We start from the raw sequence: 18205 nt of genomic DNA on the forward strand, positions 1-18205 counted from the left end.
CTCCTGCGTCACGGGCGATCCCGTGCCGCTTCACGGTCCATCATCATCTTCATCATCTGTTCCATCATGGCCATCCGCTGCGCCATGGACCGGTGCATGGCCATCATGTCGCCGCCTTGCATGCTGCCCATCCCGCCCGGTGCGGTGCCCATCCTGGACATCATCTCCATGCCGGACTGCATGACCTTCATGTGCTCATCCATCAGCGCCTTGCGCTCGGCAGGCGTCTTGGCGGCCTGCATGCGCTGATGCATGGCTTGCATCTTCTGCATTTGCTGCTGGAATCCGTCGGGTTGCGCGGCACCCGTGGGCGGCGCGGAAGGGGCCGGTTGGCGTGCAGGGGCCGAGCTGGCACCCGCGGGGTGATGCGCAGAATGGTCCTGCGAAGTGGTGCCCTGGGCAACGGCAAGCGTACCGGCCAGCACCAGGGGAAGAATGACGAGGGCGGACTTCATGTTGGGTCTCCTGTTTGGGGTCATGCGCAGCATGTGCTTCCGCTGGCGCCGCGGACTTGCGAAATGTCAACCGGTCTTGCCGGCCCGCATCCGCAACCGCAGCCTCTGGCGCGTGCTCGCGGCGCGGCATCGACTGCGGCGGGCGTGTATCCGGCTTCGCGGATGGCGGCCTCCAGCTCGGCCGGCGTGGCCGTGGCGGGCGTCACGCGCAGCACGTGCGCGGGCAGGTCGAAATCCAGGCGGGCGCCGGCGTCTTCGGAGGCAATGGCCCGCGAGATCGTCGCGGCGCAATGGCCGCAGGTCATGTCGGGTATGCGGAAGGTGACCATCGAGGAGCTCCTTTCATGTGGATGACGGCATTGTTGACCTTCCCACCATGGGAAGGTCAACACTCCGCTGCATGAATTTCAGAGCCTCCCCACCAGAACTTTCCGCTGCTCACGCGATTCCAAGCGAGCACGCCGCATTTGCCACCATCCATCAGGAGATCTCCATGCTGCCACGCCCTGTCATCCTTTCCGTCCTGCTCGCCACGGCCACGCTGGCGCACGCCCAGCAGCCGGCCGCCAGCGCCGCCGACCATTCCGCGCACCACGGACCGGCTGGGTCGTCCGTCCAAGCCCCGAAGTCCGAAGGGGAAGTGCGCAAGGTCGATCTGGCCCAGGGCAAGGTCACGCTGCGGCATGGCCCGCTTGCCAACCTCGACATGCCGGCCATGACCATGGTGTTCACCGCCACCGACAAGAAGCTGCTACAGGGCCTGAAGGAGGGCGACAAGGTGCGCTTCACGGCTGACAAGAAGGACGGCAGCTACGTGGTGACCGCGCTCGAAGTCGTGCGTTGAGCTTGCACTTGCGCCAGGTCAAGGGAAGCGCCCGCAGCGGCAGACAAGCCTGGCGCGGCCCGTTAGACTGCCGCTGACCATGTTCCGCGGTTCCCTGCTTCGTCTGCGCACCTCCGTGGTGGTGGTGCTGGCGCTGCTGTTCTCGCAGCTGGCGCTGGCGGCCTATGTCTGCCCCACGGGGGCGGATACGCAGCCCACGATGATGGAGATGGCGCCCGGCGAGCCATGCCGGGGCATGGCGCAGGACGAAGACCAGCCCGCCCTGTGCCACCAGCATTGCACCGGTGCGCCTGAGGCCACCGATCTGGTCAAGCTGCCCTCGCTCGGCCTGCCGGCCGTGGTGCATGTGGTGGCGTGGGTGGCGCCGCTGGAAGCGGCCTCTGCCACGCTCGGCCGGGCCCCCCTGTTCCAGCCGCAGCCTCCCCCCGAGCCGCTGTTTCTCGCCACGCTCCGCCTGCGAGTCTGATCCGCTCCGTCCGCTGATCCGGCGCCGGGCGTGCACTTGTGTGCGCCCCGGATGTGCCTTGTGTTCACCTCGGAGCGTTCCATGTCTTTTCCTGTCTTCCGGGCCGCAGCCTGTGCGGCCGCCCTCTTGCCCCTCTTCGCCTTGTCGGCGCCGCTCACGCTGGAGCAGGCGCTCGACCGCGCGGTGCAGCGGTCCGAATCGACCCGCTCGGCCCGCGCCGGACGCGAGAGCGCCGTCGAGGCCGCGCGTGCCGCCGGCCAACTCCTCGACCCCATGCTGAGCGTGAGCATCGAGAACTTGCCGGCCACCGGCCCGGACCGCTTCAGCACCACCCGCGAGGGCATGACCATGAAGCGGGTCGCGCTGGAGCAGGAGTGGATCTCCGGCGAGAAGCGCGCGCTGCGCGTGGCTGCCGCACGCGCGATGGCCGACCGCGAAGCGGTGAACGTCGCCACCGCGCTGGCTGAGACCCGGTTGCAGACCGCCCTGGCCTTCGTGGACACCTACTACGCCAGCCAGTTGCTGCAACTCGCGCTGGAAGCCGAGGCGCAGGCCCGGGAGGCCGCGGCGGTGGGCCGTGCGCGCCTGGCGACGGCGGGCACCGCGGCTGCCGACGTGCTGGGACTGGCCGCCGCGCAGGGCGCGAGCGCCGACGAGACGGGTGAGGCCCGCCAGATGCTGGCGGCCGCGTTGGTGGCCTTGCGGCGCTGGACCGGCGTCCCTGGGGCCGAAGTCGCTGTGCCATCCGTGCCGGGCGTGCTCGCCGAGGCCGCGTGGGTCGAGGCGCACCCGCTGGTTCTGGCCAGGCGCCGCGAGCTCGCTGTCGCCCAGGCGGAAGCTGCTGCCGTTGCTGCCAATCGCCAGCCCAACTGGAGCTGGGAGCTCGCCTATGGCCAGCGCACCGGCGCATCCGATCTCGTCTCGTTCGGTGTGCGGATTCCCCTGCCCGTGGCCCCGGCCAGCCGCCAGGACCGTGACACGGCCGCCAAGCTGGCGCTGGTGCAGAAGGCCGAGGCGGAACTCGCCGATGCCCTGCGGGCGGCCGAGTCCGACCACCAGGCCCTCGCCAGCGATGCGCAGCGCCTGGACGCGCGCATTCACGCCTTCGAAACCTTGGTGGTCGTGCCCGGCGCGCAACGCACGGCCGCCGCGCGGGCGGCTCTGGCCGCCAACCAGGGCAGCGTGGCCCTGGTGTACGAAACCCGACGCGCCGAACTGGACGCGCGCCGCAAGCTGCTGGGCCTGCAGCGGGATCGGATGAAGGCCCGCGCCCAATTGGCCTACAAGCCCCTGAAGTCGGAGGACCTGTGATGAACCGCGCTCACACCCAACGCATTGCGGTCGCCGCCGCCGTGCTCGCCCTTGCCGGTGGGGCCTTTTACGCCGGGCGCCAGTCCGCGTCAGGGCATGCCGCGACGGGTCCCGTGCCCGTGTCGACCGCCGCCCCGGAAGCCTCCAGGGCCAAGGAGCGCCAGGTGCTCTACTGGCACGACCCCATGGTGCCTGGCCAACGTTTCGACAAGCCCGGCAAATCGCCATTCATGGACATGCCGCTGGTCCCCGTGTACGCCGATGAGCAGACGGACAGCGGCGTGAAGGTGAGCGCGGCCGTCCAGCAGAACCTCGGCCTGCGGACCGCCGTCGTCAAGAAGGCGAAGGTCAGCCAGTCGTTCGACGCCGTGGGCGCCGTGCAGTTCGATGAGCGGCTGAACGTGGCGGTGCAGACGCGCGTGGCCGGCTATGTGGAGCGTCTCGCGGTGCGCGCCCCCATGGAGCAGGTGCGCAAGGGCCAGGCCCTGGCCACCGTGTACGCGCCCGAGTGGCTGGTGCCCTTGAACGAATTGCTGGCGTTGAAGAAGGCCGGCGCCTCGCCCGACATCGTGGCGGCGGCCCGTGAGCGCACCCGTTCGCTTTCCATTCCCGCCGATCTGGTGCGACAGGCCGAAGAGACAGGGACGGCGCAGGCGCGCTTCACCTTGATGGCACCCGCCTCCGGCGTGGTGGCGGAACTGGGCGTGCGTGAGGGCATGCAGGTCACGCCGGGCATGACCTTGTTCCGCATTGCCGGCCTGGAGCAGGTGTGGGCGGTGGCGGAGATCCCGGAGGCCCAGGCCGTGCGGCTCACGCGCGGCCAGAAGGTGACGGCGGCGCTGCAGGCCGACCCGGCGCAGACCTTCACCGGGGCGCTGAAGGAGATCCTGCCGCAGGTGAATGCGAACACGCGCACGCTGCAGGCCCGCTTCGAAGTCGACAACCGCGGCCACCGGCTCACACCGGGCATGCTGTTGCGTGTGCAGGTGGCTGGACCGGCCATCGAACGACTCGTGGTGGCATCGGAAGCCGTGATCCGCACCGGTACGCGCGCCGTGGTGATCGTGCGCAAGGAGGGCGGTCGCTTCGAGCCGCGGGAGGTGACGTTGGGCACGGACCTTGGTGACGAGCTCGAAGTCACGGCCGGCCTCGCCGAGGGCGAGCAGGTCGTCGCGAGCGGGCAGTTCCTGGTCGACTCCGAGGCGCGCCTGCGTTCCGTGCTGGGCGCCATGGCCGCCGCCGCCCCCGCAGCCTCTGCCAGCGCCTCGTCGCCGGCTGCAGCGGCCGCGCCTGCCACCTACACGGCCCAGGGCAAGGTGGAGAGCGTCGAGGCCGACAGCATCACCATCTCGCACGGGCCTCTGCCGCAGCTGAAGTGGCCCGCCATGACCATGGGCTTCGGCAAGCCCAGCCCCCAGGCCTTCCCGAACGTGAAGCCCGGCGACACGGTGCACTTCGAGTTCAAGGCAGGCGGGCCGGCGGGCTACGAGCTCACGACCGTCCACAAGCTCGGAGGCGGCCAGTGATCGCCGCACTCATCCGCTGGTCGGTGCGCAACCGCTTCCTCGTGCTCATCGCCACGGCCTTGCTGGTGGTGGCGGGCCTGTGGTCCGCCAGCCGCATGACGGTGGACGCGCTGCCGGATCTCTCCGACACGCAGGTCATCGTGCGCACCCCTTACCCGGGCAAGGCGCCGCAGGTGGTGGAAGACCTGGTCACCTATCCGCTGACCACCACGATGCTGAGCGTGCCGGGTGCCAAGACGGTGCGCGGCTACTCGTTCTTCGGCGACTCCTTCGTCTACGTGCTCTTCGACGACAAGACCGATCCGTACTGGGCGCGCTCCCGCGTCGTCGAATACCTGAACCAGGTGCAGAGCCGCCTGCCTGCCGGCGCCAGTGCCTCACTGGGCCCGGACGCCACCGGCGTGGGCTGGGTCTTCGAATATGCCCTTGTGGACAGGACGGGGCGCAACGATCTCTCCCAGTTGCGGGCCTTGAACGACTGGTTCCTCAAGTTCGAGCTGAAGACGGTGCCCGACGTGGCGGAGGTCGCCAGCATCGGCGGCATGGTGCGCCAGTACCAGGTGGTGCTGGATCCCGACCGCATGCGCGCAGCCGGTGTCACGCAGGCGATGGTCCTGGACGCGCTGGGCAAGGCCAACCAGGCCGCGGGCGGCTCGGTCGTCGAACTGGCGGAAGCCGAATACATGGTGCGTTCGCGCGGCTTCCTGAAGAACCTGGACGATTTCCGCAGCATCCCGGTGGCCGGCTCGGGCGCCACGCCGGTGCTGCTGCGCGACGTGGCCACGGTGCAGGTGGGGCCCGACATGCGGCGCGGCATCGCCGAGCTCGACGGGCAGGGCGAGGTGGCAGGGGGGGTGGTCGTCATGCGCTCCGGCAAGAACGCACGCACCACCATCGAGGCGGTCAAGGCCAGGCTGGAGGCCCTGAAGCCCAGCCTGCCTGCGGGCGTGGAAGTGGTCACCACCTATGACCGCTCGCTGCTGATCGACCGCGCCGTGGACAACCTGCGCAACAAGCTGGTGGAGGAATTCCTCGTGGTGGCGCTGGTCTGCGCCGTGTTCCTGTTCCACCTGCGCTCGGCCTTCGTGGCTGTGGTCACGCTGCCGGTGGGTGTGCTGGCCGCCTTCATCGTGATGCAGGGGCAGGGCGTCAGCGCCAACATCCTCTCCCTGGGCGGCATCGCCATCGCCCTGGGCGCCATGGTCGATGCGTCCATCGTGCTGATCGAGAACGCCCACAAGCACCTGGAGACCTTCGAGCACCGGCAGGGCCGTGGCCCTTCGCTCCAGGAGCGCTGGGACCTCGTGACGGAGGCGTCCATCGAAGTCGGGCCGGCCCTGTTCTTCTCGCTGCTGGTGATCACGCTGTCGTTCGTGCCGGTGTTCACCCTGGAGGCGCAGGAGGGTCGGCTGTTCTCACCCCTGGCCTTCACCAAGACGTACGCCATGGCGGCCGCGGCCGGCCTGTCGGTCACGCTGGTGCCAGTGCTGATGGGCTACCTGGTGCGTGGTCGCATCCCGCCCGAAGCCACCAACCCGCTGAACCGCGCGCTGACGACCCTCTACAAACCCGCACTCGAGGCCGTGCTCCGCTTTCCCCGGGTCACGCTGGTCGTGGCTGCCGTGCTGCTGGTGTTGACGGCTATCCCGGTGATGCGCCTGGGCGGGGAGTTCCTTCCGCCCTTGGACGAAGGCGACCTGCTCTACATGCCCTCGGCCTTGCCAGGGCTGTCCGCAGCCAAGGCGTCGGAGCTGCTGCAGCAGACCGACCGCCTCATCAAGTCGGTGCCCGAGGTCGAACGTGTGTTCGGCAAGGCGGGCCGGGCCGACACGGCGACGGACCCCGCGCCGCTGGAGATGTTCGAGACGACCATTCAGTTCAAGCCGCGTGACCAGTGGCGTCCCGGCATGACGCCCGACAAGCTGGTGCAGGCGCTGGACCAGGCCGTGAAGATTCCCGGCCTCTCGAACGTGTGGGTGCCGCCCATCCGCAACCGCATCGACATGCTGGCCACCGGCATCAAGAGCCCGGTGGGCATCAAGGTCGCGGGGGCCGATCTGGCCACCATCGACCGCCTGACGGGCGATATCGAGACCACGGTGAAGAAGGTCCCCGGCGTGTCCTCGGCCCTCGCGGAGCGGCTGACCGGCGGGCGCTATATCGACATCGACGTGGACCGCGTGGCCGCCGCCCGATACGGCCTGGCCGTGGCCGATGTGCAGGCGCTCGTCACCACGGCCATCGGGGGTGAGAACGTGGGCGAGGTGATCCAGGGTCGCGAGCGCTTCCCGATCAACGTGCGGTACCCGCGCGAGATCCGCGATTCGCTGCAACGGCTGCGCGAACTTCCCTTCGTGACGGAGAAGGGCGCCCAGCTGCGCCTGCTGGACGTCGCCCGGGTCAGCATCCAGGAAGGCCCGCCCATGCTGCGCAGCGAGAACGCCAGACTCTCAGGCTGGATCTATGTCGATGTGCGCGGGCGCGACCTGCGCTCGGTGGTCCACGACATGCAGGCGGCGGTGGCGCAGGAGGTGAAGATGCCGGCTGGGTACGCTGTCTCGTGGTCAGGCCAGTTCGAGTACCTGGAGCGCGCGACGCAGCGCCTGAAGGTGGTGGTGCCGGCCACGCTGGCGGTGATCTTCGTGCTGCTTTACCTGCTGTTCCGCTCCTTCAAGGATGCGGCGCTCGTCATGGCCGCCGTCCCGTTCTCCCTCATCGGCGGTTTCTGGCTGGTCTGGGCCTTGGGCCACAACATCTCCGTGGCGACTGCTGTCGGCTTCATCGCCCTGGCGGGTGTCGCCGCCGAGTTCGGCGTGGTGATGCAGGTCTACCTGAAGAACGCCCACAAGCGGCGCTTGGCCGCCGGTGAGCCCGATACCCAGGAAACGCTGCTCGCCGCCATTCGCGAAGGCGCGGTGCTGCGCGTGCGGCCCAAGGCCATGACAGTGGCCGTGGTGATGGGCGGTCTGCTGCCCATCCTGCTGGGCACAGGCTCGGGATCCGAAGTCATGACACGCATCGCCGCACCCATGGTCGGGGGCATGGTGACCGCCCCTCTCCTCAGCATGCTGGTCATCCCTGCGGTCTGGTTCCTGCTGCATCGCCGTGGGCCAACCCGTGTGCAAGCTGGTGGCACGGGCTGACGGCCAGACAGCTCGAGGGACCGATGTCGGGCATCGCCGGAAAATTGTAGGCTGGCACCCGGCACGCAGGAGCATCGCCATGGAAACCAGGACTTTCAACTCGGGCCGCATCCGCCAGGCCGTGTACGACCCGGCCACGCGCCAGCTCGACCTGCATTGGGACAACCAGTCAGTGCGTGCCTACAAGCACGTGCCGGCCGAGGTGTTCCGCCGCCTGTGCGCCGCGCCCAACCCCACCACCTATTGGGAAGACCGCATCGCCGAGGAGTACCCGGCCGGCCAGCCGATGGGGAAGCCCGCGCAGGGGGCGGGGGCGAAGAGCTTGAAGGATCTGTTCGGGGGTGCCGACGACCGGTCGAATGGATGAAGGCTGGGGCGGCGCCTGGCTGGGCCTATGGCTACGTCATGCACATAAGGTTGAACAAATAGCGGCTTTCGCTAAACTGCACGTGTGTCCAAAGCCTCGCCCGCCCTCGATGCCCTGCCGCCCGCCGCGGCCAGCGCCCTGCGCAAGCTCGGGGCGGACCTCGCCACGGCCCGCAAACGCCGGCGCGAATCCCTCAAGGCCTGGTCGACGCGGTTGAACGTGTCGGTGCCCACGCTGATGCGGCTGGAGAAGGGCGACGCCGCCGTCTCCGTGGGCGTGGTGGCCACGGCCCTGTGGTTGCTCAATCGCCAGGGCGTGCTCGCCGATGCGGCCGACCCCAAGGAGGACCTGGGGGCGCTGGAGGCCGAGGTGCAGCAGGCGCGGCGGCGCCATGTGCGGCGGGTTGATGGGGGCAAGACCGCGCCCGCACCCGTAGGGCAGCATGAGCGGAATAGCGAGACCTGACGCGCTCTCAGGCCCGTGTGGCATCTGGCCGCGAACTGAGTTCACGGCGCTCACTGAGTCCCTGCTTGACAGCAAGAGGGGCGGCATCACTCACCTGAAGCCGGTGCAGCCTGTGGCTGCTGGCTGGGCAGTTCCTGCGTAGACGGTCCAAGCCGCAGACGTCGGCATAAATGGCTATACCTCGCTCAGTAGCCGCAACTGCCGGCGAACGCCATGCTGGGCTTATTGACTTTTATCTCGATTTAGATAAATTATCGCCCATACGATATTAGGAGGTAAAGTGATCCACTTCCCTCGGCAAGCCCTAGCGCAAGAGCTGGCAGCGGCGCTCAAGGGCCAGACGGTCTTTGGGGACGCGCACAACGGGCTGTTTCTGGCGGCGCCCCGCCGCACGGGCAAGTCCACCTTTCTGCAGGCGGATCTCAAGCCCGCGCTGGAAGCGGCTGGCATCGTGGTGGCTTATGTGGATCTGTGGGCCGACCCGCGGCGAGACCCGGGCGCGTTGATCGCCGACGCCATTGCCCGCGCGCTGGCGCCGCGCCTGGGCGTGGTGGGTCGTGCAGCCAAGGCGGCCGGCCTGGAAAGCGTGACGATCGCCGGCGCACTGAAAGTAGATGTCACCAAGATCGGCAAGATCGATGGCGTGACGCTGCCCGACGCCCTGCGCGCACTGCATGAAGCAGCCAAGGCGCCGGTGGCCCTGGTCGTCGATGAGGCCCAGCATGCGCTGACCAGCGAGGCCGGCGAAGCCACGATGTCGGCGCTGAAGTCCGCGCGTGACCAGCTCAACCGGCCAGGCGAAGTGAACCTGATGCTGGTGATGTCCGGCTCCGACCGCGACAAGCTGCTGCGGCTGGTCAACACCAATGGCGCGCCGTTCTACGGCTCCCAGATCTCCCGCATGCCGCTCCTGGGGCAGGACTTCATCGACCACGTGTCGCGGCTGATCACGACGCAGCGGCCCGACCTGGCGCCGGTGGATGGCGCCACGCTGCTGCAGGCTTTCGAGAGTTTTGGTCACCGGCCCCAGTTCTTCATGGAGGCACTGGGGCAGGCGCTGAGCCCTCTGTCAGGCCTGCAGGGGGTTCGGTTCGAGCAGGCGGTACTGCAGGCGGCGCGGGAGCGCCAGCAGGCCGATGAAGCGCAGATGGAATCCGAATACCTGGCACTGCGACCGCTGGAGCAAGCCGTGCTCTGGCGCCTGCTGGAGCAAGGGCCCCGCTTTCGCCCCTACGACGGCGAGGCCCTGCGCTTTTACCGCGAGCGGGTGACGGGCCGGGTCACAGCGCAGATGGCCCAGCGCGCGCTGGAATCGCTGCGCGAGCGCAACCCGGCATTGGTCTGGAAGTCGGCACGCGGCGAGTATGCCGTCGACGATGCGGCCATGCACCGCTGGTTCCAGCAAAGGGTGAAGGACGGGCGCTGGCCCCCTGTGGACCCGCAGGGGCAGTTGGCCATGGACAATGACGAAGCCACCGCTACCGATGGGGGCGGTACAAAAAGCCTGGCTTGACATGCCCGCGCCGGTTACCCAGATCGAGAAGTAGGCCCAGAAGCGCGCTGGCGCTGCTGCAGACGGTGGCCAACGACACACTGGCCATCTACTTTCAGTCGCAGCGGAAGTGACGATCCCCGAAGGCGATCAAACCAACCACTTCCCTACCCCAACCCCGGCCGCACGCCCCGTCGCCAGGCACGCCGTGAGCAGATAGCCCCCGGTCGGCGCCTCCCAATCCAGCATCTCGCCGGCGCAGAACACGCCGGGCAAGTCACGCAGCATGGCGTTGGCGTCGAGCGCATCCAGGCGCACACCACCGGCCGTGCTGATCGCTTCGGCCACCGGGCGCGGACGCACCAGCGGGAGGGGGAGCGCCTTCAGCGCCTCGGCCAGCGCGGCGGGGTTGTCGCGTTGCGCGGGGGTGAGTACTTCGTGCAGCAGCGCCGCCTTGGCGCCGGTGATGCCGAGCCGGCTCTTCAGGTGCGTGGCCAGGCTGCGGGGGCCGCGGGGATGCGTCACCTCGCTCAGCACGCGCGCGGGGCTGAGTTGCGGCAGCAGATCCACGAGCCACGTGGCCTGGCCCTGCGCGGCGATGGCGTCGCGCAAGCGGGCCGAGTGAGCGTAGACCAGGCTGCCTTCGATGCCGGTGTCGGTGAGCACGAATTCACCGGGCGTGGCGTCTTGAGGAGCGTCGCCCTGCAGCCGCGCGGCCGCGGGCTTGATCGGCTGGCCGGCGAAGCGCTGGCGCAGCAGGTCGCTCCACCCGGTGCAGCCCGGACGCATGGGCGCGACGTCGAAGCCGCAGTTGGCGGGCGCGAGCGGCGTGACGGCCACGCCGCGTGCGGCGAGCAGCGGCACCCACGATCCGTCGGAGCCGAGGCGCGGCCAGCTCGCGCCGCCCAGGGCGAGCACGGTCGCATCGGCCGTGTGCGTCACACCACCGGCGGGGGTGTCGAAGCACAACGCGCCGTCGTCGTTCCATCCGGTCCAGCGATGCCGCGGATGGAACCGCACGCCCGCCGCGCGCAGGCGGTGCAGCCAGGCGCGCAGCAGCGGGGCCGCCTTCATGTCCTTCGGGAACACGCGGCCCGAGGTGCCGACGAAGGTCTCGATCCCGAGCGCGGCCGCCCAGGCGCGCGTCGCCTCGCCATTGAAAGCGTCCACGGATTCGCGCAGCGCCGCGCTCGCCGCGCCATAGCGCGTCATGAAGCGCTCGTGCGGCTCCGAGTGCGTGAGGTTGAGGCCGCCGCGTCCGGCCAGCAGGAACTTGCGGCCCACCGACGGCATGGCGTCGAACACGTCGACGTCGATACCTTGCGCGGCCATCGCCTCGGCGGCCATCAGGCCGGCCGGGCCGCCGCCCACCACCGCCGCGCGGGCCATCAGGGCGTGGCCTCGCGCGGCTGCGCGTCCACCTTCAGGCCGTACAGATCGAGCAGGCCGAGCACATGCCCGATGGCCACGCCGGGCTCACCGGCCTCGATGCGGCCGATGGTCTGCACATGCACGCCCAGCCGCGCGGCCGCGGCGGCCTGGCCCTCACCCGCGGCCAGCCGGGCCTGGCGCGCGGCGGCACCGAGCGCCTGCGCCGTCTGCAGCGCGTGCGCGGGCAGGTCGGTGGAGATGCGCTTGCCTTGGGCCATGCGTCGATTGTCGCTGCTCAGGCGGCGGCCGATCCGCGCGCCAGCGTGCCGGCCGTTCCGAAGTGCGCGGCCAGATGATCCACGAAGGCCCGCACACGGGGCGCAGACTGCATCTGCACCGGCACCACCGCATGGATGTCGGCCGACGGCGTCTGCCACTGGGGCAGTACCTGGCGCAGCCGGCCGGTCTTCAGGTAGCGGGCGATGTCCCACTCGGCGCGCATCACGATGCCATGGCCGGCCAGGGCCCACTGCACGGCCACCTCGCCGTCGTTGGTGGTGAGGCCGCCGTGCACCTTGACGGTCTCGCTGCGCTTGCCCGCGCGCAGGCGCCACACGCCATACGCCTCATCGCCCTGGCGGATGGTGATGGTGGAGTGCCGTGCCAGATCAGCCGGCGTGCGCGGTGTGCCGTGCCGTGCGAGGTACGCGGGCGAGGCGCACAGCAGCCGGCGCGTGGGCGCCAGCAGGCGCGCGATCACCCGGGCATCGGGCGGCTCGCCGAAGCGCACGCAGACGTCGAAGGCGTCGTCCGTCAGTGGCGGCGGGCTGGCCGAGAGCTGCAGTTGCACCTCCACCTCCGGGTGGGCGCGCACGAAGCTGGCGATCAGCGGCGCGATGTGCAGGCGGCCGAAGCCCAGCGTGGCGTTCACCCGCAGCAGGCCGCGCGGGCGCTCGCTCGCGCCGCGCAGCTCCCGCTCGGTGGCCTCGATATCGGCCAGGATGCGGCGCGCATGCGCGAGGTAGGTCTCGCCCTCCGCCGTGAGGCCGATGCGCCGCGTGGTGCGCGACAGCAGCCGCACGCCCAGGCGCTCCTCCAGCTGCACCAGCCGCTTGCTCACCGCGGGCGGTGTCACCTGCAGCTCGCGCGCCGCGGCCGAGAGGCTGCCGCAGCGCATGAGCGTGTCGAAGAACTGCATCTCGGCGGAGGCGGATCGCGCAGCGGCCATTGTTGAATCCCAGGTTGACAATGGTTTGAATTTTGCGCTGATCTTTCGCCCGCGTCTGCCGGCACCATCCGCGTCATGACCCGTACCTTCAAGATCGCGTGCATTCCTGGCGACGGCATCGGCCAGGAGGTGGTGCCCGCCGGCCAGCGCGTGCTGCAGACGCTGGCGGATGCGCAGGATGCCTTCCGCTTCGACTTCACCCGCTTCGGCTGGGGCGGCGACTGGTACCGCGCACACGGCGAGATGATGCCGGCCGACGGCCTGGACCAGCTGCGCGGCATGGACGCCATCCTTTTCGGCTCCGCCGGCGATCCGGACATTCCCGACCACATCACCCTATGGGGCTTGCGGCTGGCCATCTGCCAGGGCTTCGACCAGTACGCCAACGTGCGGCCCACGCGCATCCTGCCCGGCATCGACGCACCCTTGAAGCGCTGCGCCCCGGCGGACCTGGACTGGGTGATCGTGCGCGAGAACTCCGAGGGCGAGTACTCGGGCGTGGGCGGCCGGGCGCATCGCGGCCATCCGATCGAGGTGGCGACCGACCTGAGCGTGATGACGCGCGCCGGCGTGGAGCGCATCATGCGTTTCGCCTTCCGCCTGGCGCAGTCGCGGCCGCGCAAGCTGCTGACGGTGGTGACCAAGTCGAACGCGCAGCGCCATGCGATGGTGATGTGGGACGAGGTGGCCGTGGCCGTGAGCCGCGAGTTCCCCGACGTGCGCTGGGACAAGGAGCTGGTGGACGCCTGCACCGCGCGCATGGTCAACCGGCCGGCCTCGCTGGACACACTGGTGGCCACCAACCTGCACGCCGACATCCTGAGCGATCTGGCCGCCGCGCTGGCAGGCAGCCTGGGCATCGCGCCCACCGGCAACATCGACCCCGAGCGGCGCTACCCCAGCATGTTCGAGCCCATCCACGGCTCCGCCTTCGACATCATGGGCCAGGGCCTCGCCAACCCGGTGGGCACGTTCTGGAGCTGCGTGATGCTGCTGGAGCACCTGGGCTTGGCCGAGCCGGCCGCGCGCCTGATGCGCGCCATCGAGTCCGTGACGGCCGACCCCGCCCTGCACACGCGCGACCTGGGCGGCCGCGCCACCACCGAGCAGGTGACCGCGGCGGTCTGCCAGCGGCTGCGCGCTGCCTGATCCCCGCCCCATCCCACAACAGGAGACAAGCCCATGAAGCGCCTCATCGCCACCCTGGCCCTGGCCGCCCTCGCGCCCCTGGCGCAGGCCCAGGCCCCGCAAGGCTGCCCCGAGAAGAACGTGCTGTACTGGCAGGCCTTCCCGCCGGGCGGTGAGTCGGACCTGTCCGCGCGCCACCAGCAGATCGTCCTGAAGAAGCGCTGCGCGGCCATCGACACCATCATCCAGTACAAGGCCGGCGCCGGCGGCGCGCTAATGTGGACGCAGATCAACCAGCTGCCCGGCGACGGCCTCAATGTGGTGGGCGTGAACCTGCCGCACATCGTGTTCCAGCCCATCGAAGGGCAGGTTCAGTACAAGACGCAGGACATCACGCCCGTCTTCTGGTTCCACTACACGCCCGACATCCTGGTCGTGCCCGAGCAGAGCCCGATCAAGAGCTGGGCCGATTTCCTGGCCACGGCCAAGGCCAGCCCGGGCAAGTTGAGCCTGGGCGGCTCGGGCCTGAACTCGGCCAACCATGCGGCCCACGAGCGCATGAACGCCGCCTTCGGCATCAAGACGGTGTATGTGCCGTTCAAGGGCACGGGCGACATGGCCACCTCGGTGCTGGGCGCGCAGGTGGACGGCGCCATGACCTACACGCCCTTCGCCATCGCCAACAAGGGCCGCGTGCGCCCGCTGGCCGTGGCCATGGACAAGCGCCACCCGCTCATGCCCGACGTGCCCACCTTCAAGGAGCTGGGCGTGAACTGGGTCGACGGCGCCTACCGCGGCATCGGCGTGCCCAAGTCCACCCCGCCCGAGGCCCGCAAGCGCCTGTCGGACCTGTGGGCCGCGCTGAACAACGACCCCGAGATGAAGGAGCTGGCGGCCAAGGCCGGCTTCGAGCTGGTCAACGTGGGCGCGGACCAGATGGATGCCTTCATGGCCGAGAAGGTGAAGCTCTACACCGAGGGCGCGGCACGGTTGGGGCTGGGCAAGAAGTAGCGGCGTCGCCGGTCACCGCCGCGGCGCCGCGGCTCGGCGCCCGGCCGGCGCGGGCGCCGAGCCCAGCAGATGCGTCGCCAGGGTGCGCGCGAGCTCCTCAGGTCGGGCCTGGATCGCCAGGGCCTGCAGGGCGCCGTCGATCAGCAGGTGGCTGAGCCCGTGCGCGAGGCTCCAGCCGGCCAGCGCGAGGCTGGCCGCGTGCGCGTCGTCGTGGGCGGCCGAGGCCGTCGCCACATGGCGGAAGGCCGCGTGGGCAGCGTCACGCAGGCCCGGAAAGTCGTCCTGCCGCGCCAGCAGCGGGCCGAACATCAGCCGGAAGCGCTCGGGATGGGCCAGCGCGCAGCCGACGTAGGCGGTGGACACGCGCAGCAGCCGCTCGCGCGGATCGCCCTGCGTGACCGCCTTGGCCACCGCATCGCCCAGCACCTGGAAGCCGCGCTCGGCCACCGCCGCGAGCAGCTCGTCGAGGCTGGCGAAGTGGTGGTAGGGCGCGCCATGTGACACGCCGGCCGCGCGGGCCACCTCGCGCAGCGTCAGGCCTTGCACGCCGTGCGCGGCCAGCAGCGCGTCGGCCGCATCGAGCAGGCTGGCGCGCAGGTTGCCGTGGTGGTAGGGGCGCACGGGCGCCGACGCACGGGCGCGTGCGCGGCTGGGCCGCGGGGCGGCAGGGGAGGGCTTCGCTCGGGGCATGGGCGTATCTTGACACGCGAAGGATCGGCTTTCACAATGGCCCATCTTTCTCGTGTTTAGATGCCATCCGGATCACGAGCCGTTCGCTGCCTGCCACCCCTGCCCATGACCGCTGCCCACGTCCTCCCTGCCCACCTGCTGATCGCCGCTGGCGCCGCCGTGCTGGCCATCCTGGGCGCGCTGCACCTGCTGTTCACCTACCGGGGTCCGCGGCTGCAGCCGCGCGACCCGGCCGTCCGCGCGGCGATGGAGGAGGCCACGCTGGTCATCACGCGCGAGACGACGGTCGGGCGTGCTGTCAAGGGCTTCAACGCCAGCCACAGCCTGGGCCTCATCACCTTCGGCGTGGTGTACGGCTATCTCGCGCTGGCGCGCCCGCAGGTGCTGGCGGACTCGGCCTTCCTGCTGGCGCTGGGGCTGGGCGTGCACCTGGCGTATGTGGTGCTGGCGCGCCGCTACTTCTTTCGCGTGCCGCTGCGCGGTGCGGCGCTGGCCGGCCTGCTGTACGCGGCGGGCTGGTGGCTGCTGTGACGGGCGGCGTGACCCTGCGCGCCCTGCATCGGGGATCGGCGTGCGTCGTCGGGGCCTTTGCCGCCGTCCACCTGGCCAATCATCTCGCGGGCCTGGCCGGCGTCGAGACCCATGTCGCGTTCATGCAGGCCGCCCGCCGCGTGTACCGCCAGCCCTTTCTGGAGGCCGTGTTGCTGGCCTGCGTGGCCTTCCAGGCCGCGAGCGGGCTGCGGCTGGTGGCCGCGGGCTGGCGCACGCGCCGTGGTGCCATCGCGTGGCTGCAGGCGGGCTCGGGCGCCTACCTGGCCTTCTTCCTCTGCGTGCACGTGGGCGCGGTGCTGTTCGGTCGCACGGTGCTGGGCCTGGACACGCGCTTCCACTTCGCGGCGGCCGGCCTGCATGTGCCGCCGCTCCACTGGTTCTTCGCGCCCTACTACGGGCTGGCGGTGCTGGCGCTGGCCGCGCACCTGGGCTGCGCGGCGTGGTGGCGTTGGCAGGGTCGGCCGCGGTGGGGCTCGATGGCCCTGGCCTCGGCGCTGGGCGGTGGTGCCTTGGCAGGCGTGGCCATCGTGATGCTGCTGGCCGGGCGCATCCACGCGTTCGAAGTGCCAGCCGACTACCTGCGGACGTTTGCGCCGGCCCTGCCCTGAGGCCGCCCGCCGGCCCGCTTGACCCACAATGGTCCTTGCCCGCGAAAGGGCGGAAGGACTCTCCCATGAGCATGAACTGGAGCCAGCTGGCGGCCGACCTGGATCGGCTGCTCAAGCTGCGCAGCGTCGTCTTCGGCATGAAGCTGTTCGAGACCGAGGCGGAGATGCTGCGCATCCCCAAGCTGCGGCGGCCCAAGGCCGTGCACACGCTGGACCAGGTGGTGGCGCAGACCGCGCGCCTGGGCTGGACGGTGGGCATGACGGCCGACAACCTGTATGGCGCGCAGTGCCGCTCCGTCGTGGGCCTGGGCCGCGCGAAGGACGCGGATTGGCAGTCCGGCCGTGCGATGACCGGCGTGTGGTTCGCCACCCAGCCCGACGCCGCCGCCCACCAGGCCGCCATGCACTGCGTGCCCGATGGCCGCTACGAGGGGCTTGCGATGTCGCCGTTGGCCAGCGGCCGGCTCGACCCGCCGGACATCGTGCTGTTCTACGCCACGCCCGGCGCCATGATGTACTTCATCAACGGCCTGCAGTGGTCCGGCTACCGGCGCTTCGACTGGTCGGTGGTGGGCGAGTCGGCCTGTGCCGATTCGTGGGGCCGCGCGCTGAAGACGCGCCAGCCCAGCCTGTCCATCCCGTGCTTCGCCGAGCGGCGCTACGGCGGCGTGCTCGACGACGAGATGCTCATGGCCGCGCCGCCCGAGGACATGGCCAAGGCCGTGGCCGGCATGCAGGCCCTCGCCGGCAATGGCTTCCGCTATCCCTTCCCCACCTACGGCATCCAGCAGGACGTGCGCGAGGGCATGGGCGCGACCTACGCGGCCGGGGGTTGATGCGGTGCGTCGGCCCCGCGCGCGCGGGGCCGGCCTATACTCGCCGCATGTCCTGCCGCGCTTCGTCCGGGTTGATCGCAGCCGCCCTCGCCACTTCGGCGGGGGAGCGCGCGTGCGCGCCCGCGCGAACGGGCGTGATGCGATCCCTCGCACATGCCTAGGCCCGGCGGCCTCCCTCTCCCTTCCTTCAAGCGCCACTCCATCACCGCCGGGCCCCCACCGGCGCGTCCCCGATCGGAGTGATCCCATGACCCCTTTCCGTCCTGGCGAGCGCCTGCTCACCGAACTCGATGCCGCCCGCCTGCGCAAGCTGCGACCGGGTGGCCCGCCGCCGCCCCTGCTGGCCCACCTGCTGGATGAGGCCGACGTGGTGGCGCCGCAGGCCATCCCGCCGGACGTGGTGACGATGTATGCCCAGTTCGTCATCCACGACGAGCGCACCGACCAGCGCCAGACACTGGTGCTGTGCTACCCCGCTGATGCCGAACCGGCGAAGGGCTTCATCTCGGTGCTGTCGCCAGCCGGGCTGGGACTGATCGGCCTGCCCGTGGGCGCGCAGGCGCGCTGGGCAGGCCCCGGCGGCGTGGAGACGGTGGCCCGCATCGAGGCCATCCTGTTCCAGCCGGAAGCCACGGGCGACTACCTCACGTAGGCGCAGGGTCGCGCGCGGCATCGGTGATCGGTCCAGTGCATCAATCCGACGGAAAGATGC

General features: G+C 70.3%; 20 protein-coding genes. 14 read left to right on the forward strand and 6 right to left on the reverse strand.

What is annotated here, in order from left to right; translation table 11 throughout:
• Window positions 1–8: 8 nt before the first annotated feature.
• Together ACE3T5_RS02285 and ACE3T5_RS02290 are read right to left on the reverse strand one after the other, a co-directional pair.
• Entirely contained in the window at window positions 9–488 is a 480-nt protein-coding gene (locus ACE3T5_RS02285) for a hypothetical protein (protein WP_374664003.1), read from the reverse strand.
• Entirely contained in the window at window positions 476–784 is a 309-nt protein-coding gene (locus tag ACE3T5_RS02290; protein ID WP_374664005.1) for a heavy-metal-associated domain-containing protein, read from the reverse strand. The genes ACE3T5_RS02285 and ACE3T5_RS02290 overlap by 13 nt, the downstream gene beginning before the upstream one ends.
• Window positions 785–948: 164 nt before the next feature.
• Between ACE3T5_RS02290 and ACE3T5_RS02295 the strand changes: the two genes are divergently transcribed.
• The 8 genes from ACE3T5_RS02295 (at window position 949) to ACE3T5_RS02330 (ending at window position 10090) form a co-directional block, all read left to right on the forward strand.
• A complete protein-coding gene (locus ACE3T5_RS02295) occupies window positions 949–1299 on the forward strand; it encodes a copper-binding protein (RefSeq protein WP_374664007.1) in 351 nt (116 codons plus the stop codon).
• A 79-nt stretch (window positions 1300–1378) separates the two neighbouring features.
• Window positions 1379–1765, forward strand: coding sequence for a hypothetical protein (locus ACE3T5_RS02300; protein WP_374664009.1), 387 nt, complete (start codon window positions 1379–1381; stop codon window positions 1763–1765).
• Between the two features lie 81 nt (window positions 1766–1846).
• The gene (locus ACE3T5_RS02305; RefSeq protein WP_374664011.1) at window positions 1847–3076 is read left to right on the forward strand and encodes a TolC family protein; all 1230 of its coding nucleotides are present in this window, start codon (window positions 1847–1849) and stop codon (window positions 3074–3076) included.
• On the forward strand, window positions 3076–4602 hold the full coding sequence (locus ACE3T5_RS02310) for an efflux RND transporter periplasmic adaptor subunit (RefSeq protein ID WP_374664013.1): 1527 nt from the start codon (window positions 3076–3078) through the stop codon (window positions 4600–4602). Before ACE3T5_RS02305 ends, ACE3T5_RS02310 begins: the two co-directional genes overlap by 1 nt.
• A complete protein-coding gene (locus ACE3T5_RS02315; protein ID WP_374664015.1) occupies window positions 4599–7745 on the forward strand; it encodes an efflux RND transporter permease subunit in 3147 nt (1048 codons plus the stop codon). The genes ACE3T5_RS02310 and ACE3T5_RS02315 overlap by 4 nt, the downstream gene beginning before the upstream one ends.
• 79 nt (window positions 7746–7824) lie before the next feature.
• Window positions 7825–8112: a KTSC domain-containing protein gene (locus tag ACE3T5_RS02320; protein WP_374664017.1), complete on the forward strand. Its 288-nt coding sequence runs from the start codon at window positions 7825–7827 to the stop codon at window positions 8110–8112.
• An 84-nt stretch (window positions 8113–8196) separates the two neighbouring features.
• Window positions 8197–8577 (forward strand): XRE family transcriptional regulator, encoded by a 381-nt coding sequence (locus ACE3T5_RS02325; RefSeq protein ID WP_374664019.1) that lies wholly within the window; start codon window positions 8197–8199, stop codon window positions 8575–8577.
• A gap of 280 nt (window positions 8578–8857) precedes the next feature.
• Complete coding sequence (locus tag ACE3T5_RS02330) at window positions 8858–10090, forward strand: ATP-binding protein (protein WP_374664021.1); 1233 nt, start codon at window positions 8858–8860, stop codon at window positions 10088–10090.
• A gap of 129 nt (window positions 10091–10219) precedes the next feature.
• Here ACE3T5_RS02330 and ACE3T5_RS02335 read toward each other — a convergent pair whose 3' ends face one another.
• The 3 genes from ACE3T5_RS02335 to ACE3T5_RS02345 are packed head-to-tail and all read right to left on the reverse strand — an operon-like array spanning window position 10220 to window position 12668.
• On the reverse strand, window positions 10220–11458 hold the full coding sequence (locus ACE3T5_RS02335; protein ID WP_374664023.1) for a TIGR03862 family flavoprotein: 1239 nt from the start codon (window positions 11456–11458) through the stop codon (window positions 10220–10222).
• Window positions 11458–11718 carry a helix-turn-helix domain-containing protein gene (locus tag ACE3T5_RS02340; RefSeq protein ID WP_374664025.1) on the reverse strand — a complete coding sequence of 87 codons (261 nt, stop codon included), beginning with the start codon at window positions 11716–11718 and terminating at the stop codon, window positions 11458–11460. The genes ACE3T5_RS02335 and ACE3T5_RS02340 overlap by 1 nt, the downstream gene beginning before the upstream one ends.
• A 17-nt stretch (window positions 11719–11735) precedes the next feature.
• Entirely contained in the window at window positions 11736–12668 is a 933-nt protein-coding gene (locus tag ACE3T5_RS02345) for a LysR family transcriptional regulator (RefSeq protein WP_374664027.1), read from the reverse strand.
• Window positions 12669–12743: 75 nt separating this feature from the next.
• Here ACE3T5_RS02345 and ACE3T5_RS02350 point away from each other — a divergent pair, with 75 nt between their 5' ends.
• Together ACE3T5_RS02350 and ACE3T5_RS02355 are read left to right on the forward strand one after the other, a co-directional pair.
• Entirely contained in the window at window positions 12744–13817 is a 1074-nt protein-coding gene (locus ACE3T5_RS02350) for a tartrate dehydrogenase (protein ID WP_374664029.1), read from the forward strand.
• 33 nt (window positions 13818–13850) lie between these two features.
• Window positions 13851–14807, forward strand: coding sequence for a tripartite tricarboxylate transporter substrate binding protein (locus ACE3T5_RS02355; RefSeq protein WP_374664031.1), 957 nt, complete (start codon window positions 13851–13853; stop codon window positions 14805–14807).
• 12 nt (window positions 14808–14819) lie between these two features.
• Here the strand turns inward: ACE3T5_RS02355 and ACE3T5_RS02360 are convergent, their stop codons facing one another.
• Entirely contained in the window at window positions 14820–15497 is a 678-nt protein-coding gene (locus ACE3T5_RS02360) for a TetR/AcrR family transcriptional regulator (RefSeq protein WP_374664033.1), read from the reverse strand.
• A gap of 105 nt (window positions 15498–15602) precedes the next feature.
• On the opposite strand from ACE3T5_RS02360, the gene ACE3T5_RS02365 reads away from it, so the two are divergent.
• The 4 genes from ACE3T5_RS02365 (at window position 15603) to ACE3T5_RS02380 (ending at window position 18145) form a co-directional block, all read left to right on the forward strand.
• Window positions 15603–16028, forward strand: a complete 426-nt coding sequence (locus tag ACE3T5_RS02365; RefSeq protein WP_374664035.1) for a hypothetical protein — start codon at window positions 15603–15605, stop codon at window positions 16026–16028.
• A complete protein-coding gene (locus ACE3T5_RS02370) occupies window positions 16016–16657 on the forward strand; it encodes a hypothetical protein (protein ID WP_374664037.1) in 642 nt (213 codons plus the stop codon). Before ACE3T5_RS02365 ends, ACE3T5_RS02370 begins: the two co-directional genes overlap by 13 nt.
• Window positions 16658–16722: 65 nt before the next feature.
• Window positions 16723–17493: a DUF169 domain-containing protein gene (locus tag ACE3T5_RS02375; RefSeq protein ID WP_374664039.1), complete on the forward strand. Its 771-nt coding sequence runs from the start codon at window positions 16723–16725 to the stop codon at window positions 17491–17493.
• Between the two features lie 247 nt (window positions 17494–17740).
• Window positions 17741–18145: a GreA/GreB family elongation factor gene (locus ACE3T5_RS02380; RefSeq protein ID WP_374664041.1), complete on the forward strand. Its 405-nt coding sequence runs from the start codon at window positions 17741–17743 to the stop codon at window positions 18143–18145.
• Window positions 18146–18205: the final 60 nt, after the last annotated feature.

It is taken from the genome of Ramlibacter sp. (genome assembly GCF_041916345.1).
Classification (GTDB): Bacteria; Pseudomonadota; Gammaproteobacteria; order Burkholderiales; family Burkholderiaceae_C; genus Ramlibacter.

Bases quoted from the DNA above. Each gene is read 5' to 3' on its own strand.
- ACE3T5_RS02285 (WP_374664003.1), bottom strand. From the start codon at position 488: ATGCTGCGCATGACCCCAAACAGGAGACCCAACATGAAGTCCGCCCTC.
- ACE3T5_RS02290 (WP_374664005.1), bottom strand. From the start codon at position 784: ATGGTCACCTTCCGCATACCCGACATGACCTGCGGCCATTGCGCCGCG.
- ACE3T5_RS02295 (WP_374664007.1), top strand. From the start codon at position 949: ATGCTGCCACGCCCTGTCATCCTTTCCGTCCTGCTCGCCACGGCCACG.
- ACE3T5_RS02300 (WP_374664009.1), top strand. From the start codon at position 1,379: ATGTTCCGCGGTTCCCTGCTTCGTCTGCGCACCTCCGTGGTGGTGGTG.
- ACE3T5_RS02305 (WP_374664011.1), top strand. From the start codon at position 1,847: ATGTCTTTTCCTGTCTTCCGGGCCGCAGCCTGTGCGGCCGCCCTCTTG.
- ACE3T5_RS02310 (WP_374664013.1), top strand. From the start codon at position 3,076: ATGAACCGCGCTCACACCCAACGCATTGCGGTCGCCGCCGCCGTGCTC.
- ACE3T5_RS02320 (WP_374664017.1), top strand. From the start codon at position 7,825: ATGGAAACCAGGACTTTCAACTCGGGCCGCATCCGCCAGGCCGTGTAC.
- ACE3T5_RS02335 (WP_374664023.1), bottom strand. From the start codon at position 11,458: ATGGCCCGCGCGGCGGTGGTGGGCGGCGGCCCGGCCGGCCTGATGGCC.
- ACE3T5_RS02340 (WP_374664025.1), bottom strand. From the start codon at position 11,718: ATGGCCCAAGGCAAGCGCATCTCCACCGACCTGCCCGCGCACGCGCTG.
- ACE3T5_RS02345 (WP_374664027.1), bottom strand. From the start codon at position 12,668: ATGGCCGCTGCGCGATCCGCCTCCGCCGAGATGCAGTTCTTCGACACG.
- ACE3T5_RS02350 (WP_374664029.1), top strand. From the start codon at position 12,744: ATGACCCGTACCTTCAAGATCGCGTGCATTCCTGGCGACGGCATCGGC.
- ACE3T5_RS02355 (WP_374664031.1), top strand. From the start codon at position 13,851: ATGAAGCGCCTCATCGCCACCCTGGCCCTGGCCGCCCTCGCGCCCCTG.
- ACE3T5_RS02360 (WP_374664033.1), bottom strand. From the start codon at position 15,497: ATGCCCCGAGCGAAGCCCTCCCCTGCCGCCCCGCGGCCCAGCCGCGCA.
- ACE3T5_RS02365 (WP_374664035.1), top strand. From the start codon at position 15,603: ATGACCGCTGCCCACGTCCTCCCTGCCCACCTGCTGATCGCCGCTGGC.
- ACE3T5_RS02375 (WP_374664039.1), top strand. From the start codon at position 16,723: ATGAGCATGAACTGGAGCCAGCTGGCGGCCGACCTGGATCGGCTGCTC.
- ACE3T5_RS02380 (WP_374664041.1), top strand. From the start codon at position 17,741: ATGACCCCTTTCCGTCCTGGCGAGCGCCTGCTCACCGAACTCGATGCC.